The sequence below is a fragment of the Rheinheimera sp. ATLC3 genome (genome assembly GCF_059429535.1).
Window position 1 is genome coordinate 2,904,033 of the sequence record NZ_CM182103.1, and the last position, 21,169, is coordinate 2,925,201.

The following is a 21,169-nucleotide window of genomic DNA, read 5'->3' on the forward strand; positions in this document are numbered from 1 at the left end:
CACCAGGAAGAAACAGCTCCGGCATTACCGGTGTCAAGGTTGGTTCAGAAACGTTTCGATCAAGGGCGCAACAGACTGAATATTGACTAAACCGTCTAAATGGCCCCAGTTGCCCGGTATTTCGGCATACTGCGGTGTATTACCGGCGTTTTTCATCGCATCTGCACTTTGCTGGCTGAACGCTGGTGGCAGCAGTAAGTCACCGCTGGCAGGCAGAAATAAGGTTTTTGCTTTGATACCGCCGACAGCCTGCTGCCAATTGTCAGCCATACCGGCACGCCACAACTGGGATGCCCGCACCAGATATAAAATATGGTTGGCATCCTGATAGGTTGCCCTGACTTTGGCATGTTGCATCAGCTGCTCCCAGGCACTTAAGCTGGCGTTGATATCTTGCATGGCGTTTTTGTCACTAACGGGGGACGGATAACGCTGATTAAAGCCAAGTGGATGCACCGCGTCTTGTGTGATGTACGCCAGTGCTGTCGTAAGGCCTTGTATTGGCTGTCCTTTGTCGTAGTAATCACCGCCGTGCCAGGCCGGGTCGGTTTTAATCGGGTAAGCCCAACGCTCCAGCTTTACCGCGCCATAAGCATCCATAAAAGCGCCGCCAATCACCGGCACCAAACGCTGCACACGCTCCGGGTAGCGCACCGCCCATTCGATGGCCTGAAACGATCCCATCGAGGGGCCAATTACCGCATACAGTTTGTTAATACCAAGACTATCGAGCAGTGCCTTTTGTACTTCGACAAAATCGCCAATGGTCACCACCGGAAATGTCAGGCCATAGGGCTTCCCTGTAGCGGCATTAGTGGTTGCCGGACCTGTGGTAATAACATGTTTATCAAACACGTTCGCATTTACCAGCGTATCGCTGCTAATTACATAAAATTTATTGGTATCAATGGCTTTACCCGGGCCGATAATGGCGTCCCAGTAACCGGCAGCTGCATCATTCTGGTGGTATTTGCCGGCTGCATGACTGCTGCCAGAGAAATAGTGTGTGATCAGTATCACATTAGACTTATCAGCATTAAGCTTGCCGTAGGCTTCCCAGCCAATATTAACCGGTGTGATGGTCTGGCCGTTTTCAGTGGTGTAGCTGTCCAGGGTAAATTTTTGCTTTTGCACCTCTAAGCTGCTGGCTGCTGTACCAAAGCTTAAACCGGCAAGCAGTAATAATAGAATGATTACACGCATATCAGGTCCTTAAATCCACTGAAACAACAGTATTGCCAAAGCGGTGCCAATAACCGGCACCAAAACACTGACAACTGCCACCGGCCAGTACGCATTATGGTGGCTCTCGCCACAGATAGCACGAATAGTGGTAACGACATAACCGTTATGCGGCAGCGAGTCGAGTGCACCGGAAGAGATAGCCACCACGCGGTGTAGTTGCTCCGGGTCGACACCACGGTCCAGATAGTGCGGCGCTATCTCGGGCAGTGCAATCACCTGGCCGCCGGAAGCGGAACCGGTTAAGCCGGCTATAGCACTGACCGCCACAGCAGCACCGAGCAGCTCCGGCCCCGGCAGGTGTGTCATAAAGCTGACGACGCTGGCGAAGGCTGGTGTCAGTTTGGCAACAGAGCCAAAGCCAACAACCGCAGCAGTATTGCCGATGGCCAGCAGCGCACCCAGTACACCTTCATTAGTGGCTGCTGCCGGGTTATGTAAAAAGCGGAAATTGAGTAGATAAAGGCTAACTACGCCACCAGTCAGGGCAACAATCAGTGCAGCTTGCTGCAGGCTGTTGTGCAATAAAAATGATAACAGCAGCACGACACCCAGTGGCACTATACCCTTAAGCGGATGCGGCAGCGCACGGTCAGTAATTTCAGGGTCGCTGCTACGCTGGGTAAACTGTTCGCCCTGACTAACCGCCCGTTTTATCATCCACATCAGCAGCATATAGCCGCAAACAGCCATAAAAACCGCGACGATGATACTAACCTGCCAACCAGCGTAAGGTGTGGTTTTAAGGTAAGGAATAGGGATCCAGTTCTGAATTTCCGGAGAGCCGGCCGATGTCATGGTAAAGGTGACTGAACCGAGTGCCAGAGCCGCCGGGATAAAACGCCGCGGCAGATTTGCGCCTTTAAATAAGCTGACTGCCATCGGGTAGGCAGAAAATGCCACCACAAACACGCTGACACCGCCGTAAGTTAATACTGCGCAGGCCAGCACCACAGCCAGTACAGCTTTACCTTGCCCCAGTTTGTTAACTATCGCCAGTGCCACGGCATCGGCAGCGCCGGTATGTTCCATCAGCTTGCCAAACAGCGAGCCAAGTAAAAACATCAGAAACCAGGCAGCAACAAAGCCGGAAAACCCGGACATATAGCCGTTGACGAAATCCAGCTTGTCGCTGACCTGCCAGAAGGGAATGCCGTTGGTCACCGCGACCAGTAATGCACAAAGCGGGGCGGTGATAAACAGGTTAAAGCCCCGCATTGTCAGTACGATCAACAGGCCAAGCCCGGCCAGTAATCCGATAAGACTCAACATCTTGTTATCCTTATACTCATTTTCGTTTAGTCTGATACAGCTCGGCGGGCATCACCATAGTACTAAGGTACAGGTTAAAAAAAACGCATTTGCGCCTACAGTAAGGCTACACAAATAACAACAAAATGATGCGAACTCAAAACAGCAGGAGAGCCAAGATGGCCCATAACAATAATATTGATGCACCGCACAAGTATAGCCGTACCCTGATTAAGCCCAGCCTGCTGGCGCTGGCCATCAGCAGCAGCTTTGCAGGCACAGCGCTGGCGCAGGACGTTAGTGACGATACTGAAGCCAAGCTGGAGCGAATTGAAGTAACAGCGCGGCGCACAGTAGAGAATTTACAGACGGTGCCAGTGGCAGTGACGTCGATGGGCGAAGAGGAGCTGGCACAGCGCGGCCTTGATAACCTTACCGCCGTAGCGCAGTATTCGCCTAATACCACGCTGCAAGTTTCGCGCGGCACCAACAGCACGTTGACGGCTTATATTCGCGGTATCGGTCAGCAGGACCCATTGTGGGGTTTTGAGCCGGGCGTGGGTATATATATTGATGATGTATACATGGCACGGCCGCAAGGTGCTGCACTGGATGTATATGATGTAGAGCGCGTTGAGGTGTTACGCGGCCCACAGGGCACTTTGTATGGCCGTAATACCATAGGTGGTGCGGTAAAATATGTCACCAAACAGCTGACCGGTGACAACGAGTTTGCTGTTCGCGGCACTATTGGTACCGAAAACCAACGCGATTTAAAAGTGTCGGGCCAGACTGGGCTTACCGACAATGTGTTTATCAGCGGTGCTTTTGCTACGTTTAACCGTGACGGTTTTGGTAAGTTTTTAAATACCGGTGATGACAACTACAACAAAGAGTTAATGACCGGTCGGGTCAGCCTGCAGTGGAATGTTAACGAACGCTTTCGCGTGCTGTTAAGTGCGGATAAAACGGTAGATGACTCGAACCCACGCGGCGGTTTCCGCTTATTCCCCAGTGCTTTGGCGCCAACGGATACTGTACCGACCAGTGTGTATGATGCCAACATCAGCATGCCGGTAGAAAACAAAGTAGAAACCGAAGGTCAGTCGATTACAATGACTTTGGACCTGTCGGATAACTGGACACTGAAATCGGTTACTGCACACCGCGAAGGTAAAACCGACACCAATATCGATTTTGACTCGACCAGTTTCCCAACGCTGGATATTCCGGCGTTTTACGAAGATACCCAGGTATCGCAAGAGCTACAGTTACTGTACAGCGACGACAAGTTGAAATTTGCCTCTGGTCTTTACTACTACGACGGGGAAGCCTGTGGTGCATTCGGCCAGGTAGTGTATGGCGCCAGCACCACTGAAAACGGTGGTTGTGTACAGACCGATAGCATAGCGGCTTATGCCCAGGGTACCTATCAGTTGGACGACAAATGGTCGTTAACTTTTGGTGGCCGCTATACCCAAGACGATAAAGATGCCAGCGTCTATCGGTATGTTTACGCCGGCTATAAATTCCCACGCGACCCTGACGGTGAGTATTTATCTACCCAGACTGAGTTTACCGGCAGCGAAAGCTTCAGCCATTTTTCACCACGCGTTGGTGCAGAATATCAGTACAGTCGCGATTTGATGCTGTACGGCAGTTATACCAACGGCTTCAAGTCTGGTGGTTTTGATATGCGGGCAAACCAGTCAATTAACCCCGATGCTGACGAGCCGTATCAGGAAGAAACCGTTGATACCTATGAGCTTGGGATGAAAAGCGAATGGTTTGATCAGCGCCTGCGTTTAAATGCTGCGGTATTCATGTCTTCTTATGATGATATGCAGGTAACAGTACAGCGTTCGGTTGAGACATCACCCGGCGTCATCACCGTTGCTTCTCAGGTGTTAAATGCCGCCAGTGCCGATATTAACGGTGTCGAGTTGGAGGCGCAGTTTGCTGTCAGCCGCAGCTTCGATATCAGCATGATTGTTGGTTATGTTGATGCCAGTTTTAACAAGGTGGAGTTTTTCGACCCTAACCAGCAGCAGGTTGTTGATGTATCTGATGTTTGGGCGTTCGCCAATACGCCTGAACTGACTGCAACACTGGCCGGTAAATACAGCATCGCCACTGAAGTGGGTGAGTTTGTCATCACAGCAAATATGGCGCACCGCAGTGAAACGCAAATCTTTGAAACTCCCTCTATGCTGGATTATGGCGGTTATACGCTGTTTAATGCTGGCGTAAACTGGTATTCAAATGATGGTCACTGGGATATTTCGCTGCAGGGTAAAAACCTGGGAGACAAGCAAGCACGTATTGCCGGTTACAACTTTGGTGTTGCTGCGCTTGATACGTCAGTGCTGGGGTTCTACATAGACCCGCGCACCGTCAGCCTAAGCGTCGGTTACCGTTTCTAAACTAGATAGCCAAACTATCTGATGATGCAGGTAGGATGGGTATAAAACACTTGCCGGGGCGAAAGCCCCGGTTCATTATGAGCCAAAAGGCTCAGATCCGGATTTATGATTGCTTTAATTGCTGATGACCACCCGTTGTTCCGGGTTGCTTTATCCCAGGCGTGTGCCAACATTCTTGGTGCCGATGCCCTGTTGCTGCAGGCGCAGAATATGCAACAATTGTGGCCGCTGCTGCGCGCCCATCCCGACACTAACTTCATCTTTCTCGATCTTAAAATGCCAGGCTCAGACGGCTTTACCGGTTTAACAGCACTGCGCACTGAATACCCGGATGTGCCGGTGATCATGGTATCGGCGGAAGAAGACCCGGTCATAATTAAACAGGCGCTTACGTTAGGTGCCGCTGCTTATATCCCCAAATCTGCCCCACTGGAGCTGTTATCTGAAGCTATCAGTGCAGTACTAAACGGCGACAGCTGGTTGCCTGAAGAGCTGGTGGCTGATGTTAGCAATGCTAAATCATTGATTGATGAAGATTTTGCCAGCCGGTTGGAGCAGCTGACACCACAGCAGTTTCGCGTACTGAAAATGATTGCCGATGGTTTGCTGAATAAACAAATCGCGTATGAGATGAATGTGCAGGAAACCACTATTAAGCAGCATGTGTCGGCTATACTGCGCAAGTTAAATGTAAATAACCGAACGTTAGCCGGTATTATGTTTGAGAAATTACGTCTGCCAGAGCAGGTTTAACGCAGCAGGCGCTGAAACAATTTTTTCAGTGCGGCCGGTTTGAGTGGTTTTAGCAAAAAGTAATAGCCGGCATTTAACGCATGCTCACGTATTGCCTCGTTATGATCTGCCGAATGAATGACGACCGGTACATTGACACCGAAATGCGCGGCTAGCTGCTCTGCCACTTCAACTCCGGTGGCGTTATTATCCAGATGATAATCAAACAGCAGGGCGTCAGGTTTAAAGCCTTGCTGCAGCGCCTGCAGTGCTTCCGACGGCTGGCCGACAGCAATGACCTCTATTTGCCAGCTACGTAGCAGCTCGGCCACAGCGCTGCGTAATTGCGGTTCATTATCCAGCAGTAAAATAGCCTTGCCACTGAAGCTGGCCAACGTATCGTGTTTTGCGGCTACTGAGGTGGTTAACTCTACCGGGGCGGCTAGTGGCAGTGTGACACTAAAGCAGCTGCCTTTGCCGGGCACAGACCACAGTGTAAGCGGATGACTTAAGATGGTAGTAATGCGGCTGGCTATCGCCAGGCCAAGCCCGAGGCCACGTTGATCCTGTTGCTCACCTTGCTGGAATTCTTCAAAAATACGCTGCTGATCCTGCGCGGCTATACCAATGCCAGTATCCAGTACGCATATTTGTAGATTAGCGCCGCGACGCTTTACTCCCAGCACGACTTTGCCAGTCGCTGTGTAGCGGATAGCATTAGCCAGCAGATTCTGGATCACGCGTTTTAACAGTTTGCGGTCGGTCGTGACAGCCAGTTTTGACGGCACATAACGCAGAGTCAGGCCTTTTTCCTCTGCCAGCACGGCGGCGTCACGGGCAATATCATCGAGTAATGCACATAGGCTGACACTTTGTGGCTGCGCGCTGATAACGCCGGAATCCAATTTGGTCAGTTCTAAAATAGCACCCAGTAACTCTTCGGCCGAGTTTAATGAGCTAATCAGGTTCTGGCTTAGCTGTTTAAGTTCCGGTGTGGTTTGCTTATCGCGCAGCAAACTGGCAAACAGTGCTGAGGCGTTAAATGGCTGCATCAAATCATGGCTGGCAGCAGCGAAGAAGCGGGTTTTCGCTTGGGTGGTGGCTTCGATTTTTTGCTGTGCCTGTTGGAGCTGCTCGTTCAGCTGTTGCAAAGCCTGAGTGCGTTCAGCGACTCGTAGCTCCAGCTGTTGCTGCGTATTGATAAAAGCACTGACATCGCTGTAGGTGGTGACAAAGCCGCCGCCGGGTAGCGGGTTGCCCTGCATCTCCAATACACTGCCATCCTGTTGGCGACGCTGGAATTTATAGGCGCTGCCTTGTTTAAGATAGCTTAAGCGCTTTTGAATTTCTGCCTCGATATCTTCGCTGTCGATCAGGCCGCGCTGCAGGTTATAGCGGATCACATCAGCTACCGGCTTACCGACTTCGACCAGCCCGGCCGGATAGCTGAACATATCAATGTAGCGTTGGTTCCAGGCGATAAGCCGCAGGTCGGCATCTACTACGCTGATACCCTGGCTGATGTTGTCGATGGTTGAGCGCAACAACGCCTGATTAAACTGAAATACCTGGCTGGCTTCGTCAACAAAACGGGCTACAGATTCCAGCGGCAGGGCGGCATGGCGGCCACTGGCATCCATGATAAGCCGCATTGAAGCACCGCCCACCACGGCTGCTAAACTGCGCTCGGCAGCCTGCAGCAAATTCGCCGGAGCTTGTTGCTGCAATTCGTGTGGCTCTTTTAAATTACGTTGCAGCAGGCGCCGCGCTTCTTTTTCGCCGGCAAAGCGTTTTACCAACAGGTAGCAATCCTGCACCGATAAGTTAAGCGGCCTGTTGGCAGGGCTACTGAGCTGGGTGCGTAAAAAGCGGCCGCTTTCCAGCCATTCACCCACCCGGGTCACGCTGAACCGGCTGACCAGCAGTACCAGCAGGCAGTTCAGGCTCAGGCTGACCAGTGTACCGATGCTTATCACATCAGCATTAAAGCCAAACAGTTGCTGAGGGGAAAGCTGTGAAATACCAAAAGGCCCCTGTACCAGCCAGCTGCTGCCGATTAAGCCGGCACGGCTAAGCTCGGGTAACAGAATAATATAAGCCCAGGCCGCTGCGCCGCCGCACAAGCCGGCAATAGCACCCTGACGGTTAATGTTACGGCTGAGTAACCCCAGAATAAGCGCCGGGGCCAGCTGGGCTACCAGCGCAAACGCCATCAGGCCAAGCTGGGCAAGGCCAGTTGCGGTGCCAATCCAGCGGTAATAAACATAGCCCAGTGCCATCACGGTTAGCATAGCGATACGACGCAAGGTAGCGACTTTGATATGCCGCGTCTGCCCAGACTGTGGCGCAGCGGTGCGATACAGCAGGGGCGCTAATAGTTCGTTGGTGATCATAATACCCAGCACCACTGTCGCGACGACGACCATGCTGGTTGCAGCAGAAAAGCCGCCAAGGTAGGCCAGTAACGCCATGTCAGTGCGCTGTGCTGCCAGCGGCAACTGCAGGATCACCAGGTCGATATTGGCGTCGGCACCCAGCAACATCACACCCGCCAGCGCCAGTGGCAGGGTAAACATGCCCATTAACAACAGATAAAGCGGAAAAATCCAGCGGGCGCTGCGCAGATGCCCAAGATGCTGGTTTTCCACAAAGGTGACATGAAACTGCCGCGGTAAACACAAGGTTGCGGCAAAGCCCAGCAATACATGCAGCCAGTAGGTATGAGCTGGCAGTGCTTTTTGCTGCAGTTGCTGTACCGCCGGGCTGTTGGCTGAGAGCTGAAAAATCTGGCCTACGCCATCGTACATGCCCCAGAACACAAAAGCAGCAATAGCCAGCAGCGCCAGTAATTTCACCAGAGATTCAAAAGCGATCGCCGTCATTAAGCCGGGGTTTGGTTGATGCGCCTTGGCACTGCGGCTGACAAATAATAGCGCGAACACCGCCATCCACAAACTGACATAAAGGCCGGTGTCGGTGTACCAGCTGTCATTTGGCGTGCTGCTGACCAGTGTATTAATACTGGTCGATACCGCCTGCAGTTGCAGGGCGATATAGGGGATCACCGACATTAGCAGGATCAGTGTCGTTATCACGGCCAGTACACGGGAGTGGCCAAACCGGGTGGCAATAAAGTCGGCGACAGAGGTAATACGATAGCGCCGGCAAGCCAGCGCAATACGGGCAACCAGTTTAAAACCGAACCAGAACAGTAAAAAGGAACCAATATAGGTAGGCGGCATCCACCAGCCATTTACTGCTGCTTGTGCGGTAACGCCGTAAAACGCCCAGGACGTACAATAGATTGACAAGGCAAAGCTAAACACCCAGGGTGCCAACGGGTGCTTACTGTTTATGCGCCGGCCAAACACGCCGACACTGAACAGAATAAGCAGGTAGATAAGTGAAAGCGCAGCAATGGTGCCAAGACCAATGCTGCTGCCGTTTAATATCATAAGCTCAGGCGTTGTCATCATTATTATTATCGCTTGATTGTGCCTGAGTTTTTAACCAGCGGCTAGCGCGCTGTCCAGCCACCGTCCAGCACTAAGGTTTGGGCGGTAATATGACGGGCGGCACTGCTGCATAAGAACGTGGCGGTGCCAGCGATTTCATCCACGCCGATAAAAGCCTTTTGTGGCATTGGTGCCAGCATAATCTGCTCGACAACCTGCTGCTCTGTCAGATTGTGCTCTTTGGCCTGATCCGCTATTTGCCGCTCGACCAGTGGTGTTTTGACATAAGCCGGGCAGATAGTATTGATAGTGATATCTTTATCGGCATTTTCAAGCGCGACCACTTTGCTAAAGCCCAGCAGGCCGTGCTTAGCAGCCACATACGCCGATTTAAAAGGAGAGGCGACCAGTGCATGAATAGAACCAATATTAATGATGCGGCCAAAATTACGCTCGCGCATAGCCGGTAACATAGCGCGGCTTAACATGGCGGGTCCGGTCAGCATAACATTAATAAGCTGCGCCCACTTTTCCGGCGGAAAATCTTCCAGTCTGGCAACATGCTGGATACCGGCATTGTTCACCAGAATATCAACCTGAAACCTGTTCGCGCAGCTGGTGATGGATGCCGTATCGGTCACATCCAGCATTATGCCCTCGGCCTGATAACCTTGTTGGCGTAATTGCTGCACTTTGCTGTCAACGGCGTCCTGCTGCAAATCAGCAATGACGACATTATGGCCGTCTGCTGCAAATTGGCTGGCGATAGCAAAACCAATACCGCCAGTGCCACCGGTAATAAGAACCTGCATGTTGTTGTCTCCGTACAAAGCGTTTGTGGTTATGCTAGTGGCTACACCTAAAAGCAGCAACGGTACTTTAGTGCTATAACGAAGAGTTTTGCTTATATCAGTTTTTGGTATAGAAAACTGTGCTAAGCGCCTGAATGTGTCATCAACGTTTTGCACCCTATGCAGCCTATGATACAGTTTATCGAATTATAAAAAATAACTTCGCCTGGCCAGAGTTTTTTGTGGGTATAAATATAGACTTTCTGCCTGTTAAGTATGGAATTTATATTTGAACCGAATAACTGATGGTTACTACCGTTTTAGTTCTGGCTTGGCAGGATAAACATCTACCTCTGAGGATTTACAATGTCTGCTCCTGACAATGTATCAACTGAAAGTTCTGCTAAAGGAAGCTGGTTTAACCGATTTCTCGCCACTGTGGAGTGGCTGGGTAATTTACTGCCGCATCCGATCACGCTGTTTGCGTGTTTTTCGCTATTTATTATCATCTTAAGCGGTATTTTGGGTTTCTTTGGTGTCAGTGTCGAAGACCCCCGCCCGCTGGGCGCCGCCGGTCGTTCAACTGATGGCATTAATTCTGTGGTGTCACTGGTCAGTGCCGAGGGTTTACAGCGTATTGTCACTGGCCTGGTGACGAACTTCACCGGTTTTGCGCCGCTGGGTACGGTATTAGTTGCGCTGTTGGGTGTGGCCGTTGCAGAGCATTCCGGATTGTTGTCCGCAGCGATGCGGGCACTGGTATTAAAAGCGCCGGCAAAACTGGTTACGTTAACCGTTGTATTTGCCGGTGTGGTGTCCAATACTGCGTCTGAGCTAGGCTATGTGGTGTTAGTGCCAATGGCCGCAATGATCTTCCATTCGCTGGGCCGCCACCCACTGGCTGGGCTGGCAGCCGCCTTTGCCGGTGTTTCCGGCGGTTACAGCGCAAACTTGTTTTTGGGCACTATAGATCCTCTGCTATCGGGTATTACCACAGAAGCAGCGCATATGATTGACCCCGGCTATACCGTCGGGCCGGAAGCCAACTACTTTTTTATGTTCATCAGCACCTTTATGATTGCCATTTTGGGCGCAGTGATTACTGAAAAAATTGTCGAACCCAGGTTAGGCAAATTTAAGCCCGAAGATGCCGCGCAGGATATACCGCAACAAGATATGCAGTCGCTCAGTGCTGCGGAGAAAGCCGGCCTGCGCAATGCGGGTATTGCATTGCTGCTGGTAGTGGCAGTGTTGGCACTGACCATCATGCCTCCGCTGGGTGGCGTGCTGTTGCATCCTAAGACAGGTGAGCTGTCTGGTTCACCATTTCTAAAAGGTATTGTCGCTTTTATCTTTATCACCTTTGCAATACCGGGCTTTGTTTACGGTAAAACCGTGGGGGTAATGAAAAATGACAAAGATGTAATCAACGCGATGTCAAAAGGTATGAGTACCCTTGGCATGTATATCGTGCTGGTATTTTTTGCGTCGCAGTTTGTCGCCTTTTTTAACTGGACTAACCTTGGCACCGTGCTAGCGGTAAAAGGTGCGGCGCTGCTGACAGCGCTTGGGTTAGACGGGCCTGAAGTGTTTGCGCTGTTCATTTTAATGTGTGCGCTGGTCAACCTTTCTTTGGGCAGTTCGTCTGCGCAGTGGGCTATTACCGCACCGATATTTGTGCCGATGCTGATGCTGATAGGATTTGCGCCAGAGGTAATACAGGCGGCATACCGGATTGGTGACTCAGTGACGAATTTGATCACGCCAATGATGAGCTATTTTGGCCTCATTTTAGCAGTAGCCAGCCGTTACCAGAAAAACCTGGGTATAGGCACGCTGGTGGCAACGATGCTGCCTTACTCAATGTTCTTCTTACTGGGCTGGACAGTGCTGTTTTATGTCTGGGTATTTTTGTTTGGTCTGCCGGTTGGGCCGGGTGCGCCAACCTATTATCAGCCTGCAGGGTAATACTGTTACCCGAAATAAAAAAACCGCACTTTCGTGCGGTTTTTTTATTAACTATTGCTGGTAGTTGACTCACGTACCAGTAACTCCGGAATAAAGACCGGTTGTTTGTCAGTCAGGTTTTTACTGGCATTTGGTTTGGTATGGCGAAACAACAGCTCTGCCGCTTGCTGTGCTATCGTCACGTTTGGCTGATGCGCAGTGGTTAGCGGCGGCCAGGTTTGACGCGAAAAGGGACTGTTCTCAAAACCGGCAATAGCCAGTTGCTGCGGTATAGCAATGTTCATCAGCCGGGCACTGAACAGGGCACCTGCCGCGATCTCATCGTTACAGGCAAAAATAGCTGTTGGCTTTTTGGCCAGTTCCATCAGTTTTGTCGCGCCTTTTACACCAGATTCAAACGAGTAACTGCCGGGTACAATAAATTTGGGGTTGGCCGCGATACCGCGTTTGGCCAAAGCTGCCTGATAACCTGCCAAGCGTTCGCCGCTGGAGCTGTGTTCTTCATCACCACACAGGAATGCTATTTCGGTATGACCCAGTTCGAGCAGGTGATTGGTAATTTTAAATGCTGCGGTAAAGTCGTCGACCAGTACGCAGTTACTTAGTTTAGGTGATGGCGTTGAACCGGAAATGATCCGCACAAAATGTACGCCGATTTTTTCCAATGCTGCCGCGATGTGCGGCATTTCTGAAAACGGTGGTGTCAGCACCAAACCGGCCAGACGTGAATGCTGCACCAGATCGATGACTTCCTGCACGATATCCGGCGACTTGGCATTAGTAGGGTGGATAAGTAGTTCATAGCCGTGCTTGCGGCACGCATCAAGCAAGCCGCGCTGCATATCAATAACATAATACGCATTAGGGTTGTCATAGATGTAACCAATACTGAAAGAACGGCTGCTGGCAAGGTTACGGGCAGCAGCATTTGGCTGATACTGCAGCTCATTGATAGCTGCCTGTACTTTGTCTACCGTATCTTTTCGAACGGAAGGCTCGTTGTTCATGACTCTGGATACCGTTTTAATCGATACCCCGGCGTGACGGGCAACATCATTAATCGTGACTTTCATACTGTAAATCCGCCCCGGAAAATGGACACAGCGCTGAACAAACTCCCTTGTCAGCTACACCTTAGTATAAAAATGACAACGCTGGTCAATAATTAGATTGTTTTAAACTAATGGATACCTTTTTTTTGCTGCAACGGCAAATACTAATTTAAAAAATATCGGTTTATTTATACAACTCAAAGTTGAGTTTTAATGTTTTATGATTTCAATTGGTTGAAATTATTATATTTTTGCGGCTATTGCTTAGTGTGGGAAATTAACATCAACTTGTACACTTTATCATCAGTGGTCAAAGTCCTGTTCAGACTTACTTACAAAATTCGTTTAAATTTTCATCGAATCTGGTTTGCAAAGGGAATTTTTTTTGTGTATGTTGAAGTTTAATGACAGCGTTGTCATTGAGTGTCCGGGAAGTTCGACAATAAAATCAGAGAACAGGAATGGGAGAAGCATATGCAGCACAATAAAATAAATAAATGTGCCTTAGCAGTGAAATTGGGTTTGTTAGTTGGCAGTGCGGTGTTAACCATGCCAGCTCTGGCTCAGGAAGAAGTGGCTAAAGAAGAACAGGTAGAAGTCATTGAGATTCGTGGTATCCGCGCGTCTCAGGAAGCTAACTTAAATGCCAAGCGATTTTCAAATGCAGTTGTCGATGTAGTAACTGCGGAAGATATTGGCAAGTTTCCGGATAAAAACGTCGCAGAGTCTCTATCTCGCATTACAGGTGTGTCTGTTACCCGAGGCTTTGGCGAGGGCGAAAAAATTGCAGTACGCGGTACGGATCCGTCACAAAACCGAACGCTGTTAAACGGAGCTTCGGTTGCTTCTGCAGATTGGTTTGTTCTGGACAACCCTTCCAGAGCGTTTAACTTTACACTTTTGCCTTCCAACGTGGTATCTGATCTTGAAGTTTATAAGACGCCGCAGGCTGATATCCAAGAAGGCTCTTTGGGTGGAACCGTGTATCTAAAAACCCGCAAACCGCTCGATCTAGATGCAAATACTGTATCTTTGCAAGCTCAGGCGCAGTATAGCGATGTGTCCGAAGAGTGGGATCCTCAGTTGTCGGGTTTGTACTCGTGGAAAAATGACAATGACACCTTCGGTGTTTTGGTGTCTTTGACCCGTCAGGAGCGCTCTTTGGCGCGCAAAGGTAAAGAGGTCCTTGGTTTTTATCGGCAAGAAGTTAATGGCTCGGACTATTGGGCTCCACGTTTGATTGGTGATGCGTATTTCCAACAGCAACGCGAAAGAACGACCGCATTAGTTACTGCGCAGTGGCGCCCAACAGACAGTACAGATGTCGTGTTAAATATTCTTGATACAAAGCTTGATGCCAACAATATTAACCACAACTTATACACTTATTTCAATAATAACTTTGATCAAAGTGCAGCAGTTATTTCAGGCTCAGGGGTTGTTTCTGGCCAGACTGGCGTTACCAGTTCAGAATTTGCCGTTATTGACCGCATATCTTTTAGCGACTCAAAAGCTTATGACCTGGAGGTAAACCATACGCTGGACAACGGTATGGTTATAACCGGTAAACTGGGTACGACAGAGGCTGAAGGTGGGACATCACGTGATCGTTATCACCAATTTAATGGCACTTATACACGTTCTACCTACGATTCGAATCTGAACATACAAAATTATGTCGATGGCGAATTGGAAACTATGGAAGATATTGGCGCCCGCACACTTGACTATGCACAAGAAGGCTCCCGTCTGATGACCGATGAGGAAACTTATGCCGGCTTGGATCTGAAGTTTGATTTCAACAAAGGTATTTTTACGACAGTGAAAACCGGTGTTCTGTATCAGGATCATGATAAAGGGCAACGTCAGGATGGAACGCGTTTCCATTGGCTGGCAGATTCTCAGCATATTGACCCGGTAAATGGACCTTATGGCAGTGTTCGCCCAGGTGAGACAAGCTGGTCTTCCAGTTGGGGAACGACACCATTCTCATCATTTTCCAGTGGTGAAAATTATGACTACTATCCGCTAATGAGCAGTGGAAAATCTGCTGAATTGGCTTTCCCTGATGTAGCCTATGCTTCGCCAACAGCTAAGTTTTTATTCTTACCTAACACGTGGGAGGTGAATGAAAAAGTATCTGCCTTTTATGTGAAAGGTGATTTTTCAGGAGAGTCTGTTCGTGGCGATATTGGTGTGCGGGTAGTTAAAACTGACGTATCCTCGTCAGGTTACAGCTGGGATGGTGATTGGGTTGCCGCATCGATTTCGATGCTGGATGGCTATGACCTGCTGGCTGACGCAGTTGAAGCGGGCAGGAATGGTGATTGGAACATTCAGTACAATACACTGAAACACAGTTACACAGACGTTTTGCCGAATATCAACCTTGTGTTTGATTTGTCTGAAGACAGTTTGTTACGTTTCTCTGCTGCAAGGGTTATGGCGCGTCCTGATTATATCAATATCGCTAACCAGCAATCAGTGAATATTCCCACCCGCTCTGGTAGCCGTGGCAACCCATATCTGGAGCCAGTTCGTGCAAATCAGTTTGATATTTCGTATGAATGGTATTTCAACCCCAGTTCATTGATAGCTGTCACTTTTTTCCATAAAGATATTGAAGGCTCCGTACTGAACTCTGTAAGTACAGAGATTGCTTTTGACGAAATCAACAATGAGAATGTTGAAGTGACAATTACTGAACCTAAAAATGGTTTAGGTGGCCGCGTGCAAGGGGTGGAGCTATCATATCAGCAAGCGTTCGGTGACTTTGGGGTAATTACCAACTACACCTACACCGATGCAGAAAGTGAGCAGGAACGTGATGCTGTTAACAACCCGGGTTCAGGACTCATTGCTGGTAACTCAAAACATATGGCTAACGTTACAGGTTACTATGAAAACGATGTTATCAGTGCCCGTTTAAGTTATAACTATCGCACAGAGTTTTTCAATGGCGTCGGTGAATTTGGTAACGAAGTTTACACAGATGACTTCGGCCAGCTTGATGCTAGTTTGACATACAACGTTACTGAAAATGTGTCAGTGGTTGTAGAAGCGGTAAACCTGTTGGATGAGGACTTATATCAATACCATATTGACAAGGCCCGTCCAACATCATTGTATGAAAATGGTCGTCGTTTTACAGCTGGTGTAAACGTACGGTTTTAATTTATACAACTGATTTTATAAACGCCCCGCTTCGCGGGGCTTTTTTTACGCTGCACTAAGTAACTGATGTTGGAGAGCTTCCTGATAGAGTAGCTCGCCGCTCTCCTGCCAGTTTCGTTCCCCAGTGTCGAAGTCGCTCAAAACCCAGCAGGCACAGAGCTACCGCCAGCACTGACACTGCTATACCAGTAATGCCGAGCTGTGCGCTTTCTGAATGTATTGTCCAGACAAACTGCAGTACGCATAAAAACGCTACCACGACGAGGGTAGGCTTGCGGCCAATCAGCGCGACAATATAGGCACCCAATGGTGCGCCAAGTGCTACCACCGGCGCGGCAGCCAGCCAATTTTCAAACACTCCCGGTTGCATACCGGTTGTGAGGTTTTTTACCACCACGCCCAGTACTGAGGTAAAAGCCATTATAATGACCGAAGTTGGGATCGCGATTTTAAGGTCGGTGCGACACAGCAATACCAGGGCGGTGTACAGCACCATATCAATGCCAACGCCGGTAACCGATGCGACGGTCGCGCCCGAAAATAACCCAAGCCAGCAGCCTATTTTGAAGTCCCATTTTTCGTTAAATTCAGTCATGCCGCTGTGGCTGGCAATTTCATTGATACGGTACAAATGCAGAATACCGAAGCTGGCCCAGACAACGGCAAATATCAGTTTAATCCACAGCCCGGGAATGTAAGGTGCGATAAACCAGATCCCCAGTGGCGTGCCAACCAGGCTGCCCAATATTGCGCCGTTTAGCATGGCCCACGCCACAGGTTGGCGCCTTGCCAGGATGAAAATACTGGCACTTGTCATACCTATGGCTTGTACCGCGAAGCTGAAATCCCGGCCCAGCGTGGCCGGTTGCTCAAACAGTAAAACCAGAACCGGAAAACCGACTGTACCACCACCCATAGGGGTAGAGCCTGCAGCATAGCTGCCAATTGCCATTGCAGCGGCTATTGGCCAGTGTGCCTTAGCCTCAGGCCACAAACCTAAGCCCAGCACCAGATAAAGCCAGACGGAATAAAAGCCTGCTAGCCATAACAACCAAAGCCAAAGAAAAGTTCGCCGTTGTTGCTGCACTGCTTTTTATCCTTATTATTGTGTAAGACAGCGTTGTCACGAATTATTAATGCAGAAAAACCCTAACAGTTATAGTGTTTTGCTGCTGGCTGGCACATTCTGTGTTTTAACCTTGTTGATCCTGTTGTCAACTTAGCGCATGATAAGGCCGCACTGCTGATGGTACAAGGGGTGAGCAACTTGAACAACGGTGCGGCCATCAGCACTTTTCAAATTCCAGAACAGAACAAAGAGTAGTTTATGACTTCAACACCAAAAATTGTGCCATTAAATAAAGAACAGCACGCAGCAACAAAAATTAATAATAACAATGCCTTTTCTCATATCGACGGTGAGCACTTAGTGCCGGTTGTAGTGCACGAGTTTGTCGTAGCAGGTGCAGAGTTTCCTATTGTATTTGTAAAGAACAACGATAATTTTCAACCGGTTGCGATGCTCGGTTTAGCTGTAAAACAAAACCTGTTCCTGCAGGACAATCAATGGCAGGCCCTTTATGTGCCGCGTGCCGTTCGCAACTATCCGTTGATGCTGGTACAGGAAAAGCAAGACAGCGAGCGTTTGCTGTTAGCTCTGGACGAGAACTCAGAGCGCGTGGGTGAAAATGAGGGCCATGCGCTGTTTAATGAAGATGGCAGTGAAAGTGAGTTTTTAGCGCATCGCAAAAAACTGATGTCTGAATATGTTGATATGGGCGTAATTACCCGTAACTTCATTGCCAAGTTGCAAAGCCTGGATTTAATCACCGAGCAAACGTTGACCTTGAATATTAACGGTGAAGAGCGCCGGATTAACGGCATTCACCTGATTGACGAGAAAAAGCTGAATGAACTAAGTGATGAGGTGTTCCTGGAGCTGCGTAAGAGTGGTTACCTGACAGCTATCTACGCTCAGCTGATGTCATTGCAACACACGCAAAAGCTGGTTAAAAAAGTAGCTGAAGCCAGCTAATCACTAAGTAACATGGTAACGGTTATCTGCCGTTACCATATTCATTTCCCATCTCCTACCAGAAAAATTTCACAATTCAGTTGATTTGATTAAAAAATGTTCATAGTATAGAAAATGACAACGTTGTCATGATGGCGTTGTGCGGTTTTCATGTGACCGCCGGGATGCAGGCTCTGGCTGATGTCTGCGTATATCTCCCTATTTCAGGCAGCACGGTAGTTGTTGTGGCCTGAAGCAGCCGACAAGGATGTTGCTTTTATTTGCCAATCTTTAGGGTGTTTTGCCAGCTAACCCCGGTTAGCTGGCTTTTTTGTCTTCAAGGCGTTAGCGGCAGTTTTACCGTACGGCTGACAGTGTCAGCGTGGCGGCTTCGCAGCAACACGTTGTGTTCTGCAAAACCTGCAGAATTACAGGTTTGCCAGCTATTACCGTCATCTGTTGAACATTCGATGGTTAAATGCGGCAATATCGTATTAAATTGCCAGTCATTCTTGCTCAGTTGTGCGCCCGGAGGTGGCAAATAGAAGCTGCTACCTGCTTCGTTCAGCCGGCGCAGTTCGACATTACTTAACCGCTCTGCAAAGCTTTGCCAGTCTCTGAGTTTCCCGGCTTTATCGCCGGTATCTTCCCAGGCTGCCTTGTGCCATGCGCGCTCAGCCAGTGCCAGCATGCGTGGGTAAATCATTTGCTCCAGTTGTTGTTCAGTGCGTATGGTTTCACTCCATACCTGACCCTGAATACCCAGTATATTTTCCGGTTGTGTCAATTCAGGCAAGGCTCTGCCAACCAAAGCGGCTAAATCGGTAATGCTGGCACCACTGCGGGTTGTGTCGGCATTGGCGTAAAGGTTATCAGGCATAAAGCCAAACACTTTATCGATGCCTGTATACCGGGTTGCCCAGTAATAGCCACGCTCTTGCGGATGAGCTTCATGTGGGTGATCAAAATACAAATGCGTAGCCGGTGACAATATCACCTGATAGCCATTGTTCGCCAGGCGGTAAGCTCTGTCTGCAACTCCCCATTCCCAGATGTTGTCCCAGGCGTTGGCAATAATCTGGTTGTTTTTCAGTTTTTTACGCTCAAATGTATTTTGCTGATCATACATCAAACCATCTTCCCAGCCCGCTAACGCCAACTTATGTTGCTGCGTAAGCTCTGCCAGCCGGCTGACAAAATAAGGCTTTAAATCCGCGACTGTGCTGATATTGTTGCTGCTTTGTGCAAATAACTGCTGACAGGCTGGCGAACCTTGCCAGGAGCCTTTGGCTACTTCATCACCACCCATATGGAAGGTGCCTAGTCTGATGCCTGCTTGCTGATACATCTTCTGCAGCTCAGACAATACTTTTTCGATAAAGGCATAAGTTGAAGGCAGGCAGACATTCGCTGAGTTGTCGTTATAGTTCTGCACGCTGAGATAAACCGACGTATCGTCCGGGTCTGACAACAGATACTGTGTTGCTTCTTCGGCTTTCCCATCAGCCATCAGGCGGTTGTAACGGGCTTTCATGGCGACAATAGCCGCTCTGGCGTGGCCTGGCAGGTCTATCTCGGGAATGACTTCTATATGGCGTGCAGTGGCATAACGCAGTATTTCAATAAAGTCTGCTGTAGTGTAATAGCCATTGCCGCTGCCGGTAGCATCAGGCCCGGTGCCCAGCTGCGTTAGTAAACATTTTTGTTCGGACAGGTCAAAGCAACGCGTCGCACCTATGTTGGTAAGTTCGGGTAAGCCAGGGATCTGCAAACGCCAGCCTTCATCTTCGGTTAAATGCAGGTGCAATTTGTTTAGCTTGTAGCGGGCCATGTTATCAATAAGGCGCAATGTAACTGCTTTGCCATGAAAGTTACGCGCCATATCGTAGTGCATACCACGCCAGCCAGCCCTTGGTTGGTCAGTAATTTTCCCAGCTGGCAGCGTTAGCCCTTTGTTGCTGTTTTGCAGCAATGCGAGCAGGCTTTGAACAGCGTAAAAAGCACCGCTGCTATCTTTGCCGTTGAGGCTGATCTGTTGGTTGCTGATAATCAGTTGATAGCCTTCTGCGCCTAGCTCAAGCTCAGGTGTCATATTCAGCCGGATAAGCTGCTTTGCGCTGGCGTCGGTGTCAGCGAGGCTCAGCTGAATACCTTGCTGCTGCAACTGCTGCTGCAGGTAGTTAGCTTCAGGCTTTAAGGCGTCATCAAACTGTATCTGCCAGTCAGCAGTCAGCGGCACCCGTTGTGTAAGCAATTCAGCATGTAACGGGGCAGGAATAATGCGGGCACTGCTATCACTAGTTGTATCGTCTGATAGCAAGCTGGCATTGCGCTCAAACCGGCTTGACGGCGTCACGACGGCAACCTTATCGCCTTCGGCAAAGTTTCGCTGCAACTGCGCCGGTGAAATCAGTGGCTGCACAAAAGCGCTGAAATCTTCAGTATTGGTGTTTGCGAAAATTTCAGCTGTCAGGCCTTCGGCGGTGATAAAAGCCCGCGGCATAAAGTCGCTGTAGCTTACCATCCAGGGCGCTGAACTAAACGGCAAACTTAACTGTTGTGCCGGTGCTAAGCCCGCGAAGCGCTCCGTTGGGCTGATACGGTGTAAGTCACCCTGCACATGCTCTACTTTAACACCATGCAGTTCAATGGTATCGATATGCCGGATCAGGTGAAAATAGACCTGCCAGTCTGACTTACCCGCAGGCAACGCAAACTTTGAACCATTGTGCAGCGTAATGGCCGCATTGAACTGCATTGGTGTTGTAGGTTGCTGCTGCGCCACGGCAAAACTCAGCGTACTTTGGCTGGCAAATTGTGCTAGCTGCTGTTGGGTAAATGACGTCGCTGCCGACAGTTGTTGGCAGCTCAGTGCCAGCAACCCAAAAATGTATTGTCGCAAATCTTCTCTCCCCATTTTTGCTAAGCTGGTAAGGCTTAACGGTTATCAGCTCAGAGCTGTTATTCAAGCGGATGATAATAAACATCTTTATAATAATTTTTTGGTTGTGATACCAAACTTTTAGCTCGATTTTTAAACAAGACACTTGTTATTTGTCAGATTTAT

Annotated in this window: 12 protein-coding genes; 5 read left to right on the top strand and 7 right to left on the bottom strand. The window is 49.4% G+C overall.

The window, feature by feature from the left end; translation table 11 throughout:
• Positions 1 to 33: 33 nt before the first annotated feature.
• Together AC5SV9_RS13430 and AC5SV9_RS13435 are read right to left on the bottom strand one after the other, a co-directional pair.
• Positions 34 to 1,203, bottom strand: a complete 1,170-nt coding sequence (locus AC5SV9_RS13430) for an E22 family MetX-like putative esterase (protein WP_475149587.1) — start codon at positions 1,201 to 1,203, stop codon at positions 34 to 36.
• 9 nt (positions 1,204 to 1,212) lie between these two features.
• Positions 1,213 to 2,514 (bottom strand): GntP family permease, encoded by a 1,302-nt coding sequence (locus AC5SV9_RS13435; protein WP_475149585.1) that lies wholly within the window; start codon positions 2,512 to 2,514, stop codon positions 1,213 to 1,215.
• Positions 2,515 to 2,672: 158 nt separating this feature from the next.
• On the opposite strand from AC5SV9_RS13435, the gene AC5SV9_RS13440 reads away from it, so the two are divergent.
• Both AC5SV9_RS13440 and AC5SV9_RS13445 read left to right on the top strand, forming a co-directional pair.
• Positions 2,673 to 4,916 carry a TonB-dependent receptor gene (locus AC5SV9_RS13440; RefSeq protein ID WP_475149583.1) on the top strand — a complete coding sequence of 748 codons (2,244 nt, stop codon included), beginning with the start codon at positions 2,673 to 2,675 and terminating at the stop codon, positions 4,914 to 4,916.
• Positions 4,917 to 5,021: 105 nt separating this feature from the next.
• Positions 5,022 to 5,669, top strand: a complete 648-nt coding sequence (locus AC5SV9_RS13445; protein WP_226766558.1) for a response regulator — start codon at positions 5,022 to 5,024, stop codon at positions 5,667 to 5,669.
• On the opposite strand, the gene AC5SV9_RS13450 is transcribed toward AC5SV9_RS13445, so the two are convergent.
• Both AC5SV9_RS13450 and AC5SV9_RS13455 read right to left on the bottom strand, forming a co-directional pair.
• Positions 5,666 to 9,124, bottom strand: coding sequence for a PAS domain-containing hybrid sensor histidine kinase/response regulator (locus tag AC5SV9_RS13450; RefSeq protein WP_475149580.1), 3,459 nt, complete (start codon positions 9,122 to 9,124; stop codon positions 5,666 to 5,668). The two genes, AC5SV9_RS13445 and AC5SV9_RS13450, sit on opposite strands and share 4 nt — an antisense overlap.
• A gap of 41 nt (positions 9,125 to 9,165) precedes the next feature.
• Entirely contained in the window at positions 9,166 to 9,915 is a 750-nt protein-coding gene (locus tag AC5SV9_RS13455; protein ID WP_475149578.1) for a 3-hydroxybutyrate dehydrogenase, read from the bottom strand.
• Positions 9,916 to 10,260: 345 nt separating this feature from the next.
• On the opposite strand from AC5SV9_RS13455, the gene AC5SV9_RS13460 reads away from it, so the two are divergent.
• On the top strand, positions 10,261 to 11,862 hold the full coding sequence (locus tag AC5SV9_RS13460) for an AbgT family transporter (protein WP_475149577.1): 1,602 nt from the start codon (positions 10,261 to 10,263) through the stop codon (positions 11,860 to 11,862).
• 47 nt (positions 11,863 to 11,909) lie between these two features.
• On the opposite strand, the gene AC5SV9_RS13465 is transcribed toward AC5SV9_RS13460, so the two are convergent.
• Entirely contained in the window at positions 11,910 to 12,935 is a 1,026-nt protein-coding gene (locus AC5SV9_RS13465; protein ID WP_226766562.1) for a LacI family DNA-binding transcriptional regulator, read from the bottom strand.
• A gap of 453 nt (positions 12,936 to 13,388) precedes the next feature.
• Here AC5SV9_RS13465 and AC5SV9_RS13470 point away from each other — a divergent pair, with 453 nt between their 5' ends.
• Positions 13,389 to 16,088, top strand: coding sequence for a TonB-dependent receptor (locus tag AC5SV9_RS13470; RefSeq protein ID WP_475149574.1), 2,700 nt, complete (start codon positions 13,389 to 13,391; stop codon positions 16,086 to 16,088).
• Between the two features lie 55 nt (positions 16,089 to 16,143).
• Here the strand turns inward: AC5SV9_RS13470 and AC5SV9_RS13475 are convergent, their stop codons facing one another.
• The gene (locus AC5SV9_RS13475; protein ID WP_475149573.1) at positions 16,144 to 17,175 is read right to left on the bottom strand and encodes a sulfite exporter TauE/SafE family protein; all 1,032 of its coding nucleotides are present in this window, start codon (positions 17,173 to 17,175) and stop codon (positions 16,144 to 16,146) included.
• A 240-nt stretch (positions 17,176 to 17,415) separates the two neighbouring features.
• Between AC5SV9_RS13475 and AC5SV9_RS13480 the strand changes: the two genes are divergently transcribed.
• Positions 17,416 to 18,123, top strand: a complete 708-nt coding sequence (locus AC5SV9_RS13480) for a SapC family protein (RefSeq protein WP_230818485.1) — start codon at positions 17,416 to 17,418, stop codon at positions 18,121 to 18,123.
• 316 nt (positions 18,124 to 18,439) lie between these two features.
• Here AC5SV9_RS13480 and AC5SV9_RS13485 read toward each other — a convergent pair whose 3' ends face one another.
• Positions 18,440 to 21,004, bottom strand: a complete 2,565-nt coding sequence (locus tag AC5SV9_RS13485; protein ID WP_475149571.1) for a family 20 glycosylhydrolase — start codon at positions 21,002 to 21,004, stop codon at positions 18,440 to 18,442.
• Positions 21,005 to 21,169 lie beyond the last annotated feature (165 nt).